This is a genomic window from Streptomyces sp. NPDC029674 (assembly GCF_044903205.1).
Classification (GTDB): Bacteria; Actinomycetota; Actinomycetes; order Streptomycetales; family Streptomycetaceae; genus Streptomyces.
In genome coordinates, this window is record NZ_JBJDPY010000045.1 from 1 (window position 1) to 2,311 (window position 2,311).

A 2,311-nucleotide genomic window follows, 5' to 3' on the forward strand; every position below is an offset into this window, starting at 1 on the left:
CATCCTTTGGTGGCATGCCTCGCGGAGGCGACGGTGTCGCCGGCAGAGGTCGAGGTCAAGCCCCTTGTGGTGGTGTAGCGGTTGGATCCTTCGTTGGGGTTGTCAGGCGCTGAGCTCGAGGGCAGTGTCGGTGTCGGTGCCCACCTCGCTTCCGGTGTCCTCGACGGGGGTGAGGCGGCAGCGGGCGAGGACCTCGAGGCCGAGGTAGCGGCGCCCTTCGGCCCATTCGTCGGTCTGCTCGGCCAGCACCGCCCCGACCAGCCTGACGATGGCTGCCCGGTTGGGGAAGATGCCCACCGCGTCGGTGCGGCGGCGGATCTCCCGGTTGAGCCGCTCGGCCGGGTTGTTCGACCAGATCTGCGTCCAGACGTCCTTCGGGAACGTCGTGAAGGCCAGGATGTCCGCCCGGGCGGCGTCGAGGTGCTCAGCCACCGCCGGGAGCTTCTCGCTTACGTAGTCCAGCAGCCGATCGAACTGCGCGTGCACGCTGGCCGCATCGGGCTGGTCATAGACCGAGTGCAGCATGGCCTTCACCGCCGGCCACATGGACTTCGGGGTGATGCCCATCAGGTTCGCCGCGTAATGGGTCCGGCACCGCTGCCAGGTGGCGCCGGGCAGGTTGGCGGCGATGGCGTCCTTGAGCCCGGCATGGGCGTCACTGGTGACCAGGCGGACCCCGGCCAGGCCCCGGGCCACGAGGTCAGCGAAGAACTCGTTCCACGCCGCACCGGTCTCACTGGTCGCCACGCGCATCCCCAGGACCTCGCGGTGGCCGTCACCGTTGACCCCGGTAGCCAGCAGCACCACCGCGTTGACCACCCGCCCGCCCTCGCGGACCTTCATCGTCAGCGCGTCCGCGGCCACGAACGTGAACGGACCGGCCTCATCCAGGGGCCGGTGGCGGAAGGACTCCACGTGTTCATCCAGGTCCGCGGCCATCCTGGAGACCTGGGACTTGGAGAGGGCATTGATCCCCAGGGTCTTGACCAGCTTGTCCATCCGCCGGGTACTCACCCCGGCCAAGTAGCAGTCCGCCACCACGGTGATCAGCGCCGACTCCGCTCTCTTTCGGCGTTCCAGCAGCCACTCCGGGAAGTACGTCCCAGAGCGCAGCTTCGGGATGGCTACATCGACCGTGCCGACCCGGGTGTCCAGGTCCCGGTGCCGGTACCCGTTGCGCTGGGCGGACCGTGTCGGGGTGGGCTTGCCCCATTCGGCGCCGACCACCGCGTCTGCATCGGCGGAGAGCAGGGTGTTGATCATGGTCTGCAGCAAGTGGCGCATCATGTCCGGGGACGCTTCGGACAGGGCTTCGCTCAGCAGGCCGGCAGGGTCGAGAATATGAGGAGCGGTCATCGTGATGACTCCATTCGAGGGTGCTGTGAGAGGTTCACTCGAAGGATCACACGGTGGCCGCGTCCACGTCTGAGACGACGTGCCCGACCACCGGGCGCTACACCACTATGCGGGACTCAACTAGCCACTCCCTGAGCGCCCGATCCGGGTCCGCGACCGTGTCGCCCTTGAGCGGTCGCCGGTACGCGGAGCGGCTCAGCCCGACCAGACGGCACGCCATCCGTTCGCTCACCCGCAACTTGCGCTTGAGGTGATCGACGGCGGCGCGGCGCCTGTCCGGGCTTAGAAGTTTCCCTCAGCCAGCTCCTTGAGCGCGGCCTTCTCCAGCTCCGCTTCCGCGAGCAGACGCTTCAGGGTCGCGTTCTGCTTCTCCAGCTCCTTCAGGCGCTTTGCGTCGTCGGCATTGAGGCCGCCGTACTGGTTCCGCCACCGGTAGTACGTCTGCTCGGACACCCCGAGCTCCCGGCACACCGCCGCGACGTCCTGACCATCGGCGAGCATCCTGTCGGCCTGCCCGAGCTTACGGACGACCTGCTCGGGGGTGTGACGCTTCCTGCTGTTCGTCATGATCTGACCAGTCTCCCTGCCCGCGACCGCGGGCAACAGGACGACTCTCATAACGACTGGACCTACGAAACGGGGTCAGCCCACGAGCAGGTGCTGATTGAGGAAGTCCTCCAGCATCTGCTCGTCCACGGCGGCGGAGGTGGACTCGGGGCGGGGGTGCTCATGGCCGGTCATGGGCCCTGTCTACGGAACGTGTGGGCGTGGCGGCAAGGGGCCGGGCGCGCTCAGACGCTGACGACCTCGACCGGCTGTCCCGGGTCCGCGCCGAACCACGCGTCGGAGGGGGCGACGCCGTCGCGCACCAGGCGTGCGCCGAGCGCGGCGACCATCGCCCCGTTGTCGGTGCACAGGTTCACGGGCGGGACGGTCAGCTCGATGCCGGCGGAGC

1 protein-coding gene and 1 pseudogene are annotated in these 2,311 nt (G+C 68.4%); both read right to left on the minus strand.

The window, feature by feature from the left end:
* Window positions 1–102 precede the first annotated feature (102 nt).
* Window positions 103–1,356: an IS256 family transposase gene (locus tag ACI2L3_RS40175; RefSeq protein WP_401700182.1), complete on the minus strand. Its 1,254-nt coding sequence runs from the start codon at window positions 1,354–1,356 to the stop codon at window positions 103–105.
* Between the two features lie 121 nt (window positions 1,357–1,477).
* A pseudogene (locus ACI2L3_RS40180) lies at window positions 1,478–1,923 on the minus strand (transposase); the annotation flags it as partial.
* Window positions 1,924–2,311 lie beyond the last annotated feature (388 nt).

Bases quoted from the DNA above. Each gene is read 5' to 3' on its own strand.
- ACI2L3_RS40175 (WP_401700182.1), bottom strand. From the start codon at position 1,356: ATGACCGCTCCTCATATTCTCGACCCTGCCGGCCTGCTGAGCGAAGCC.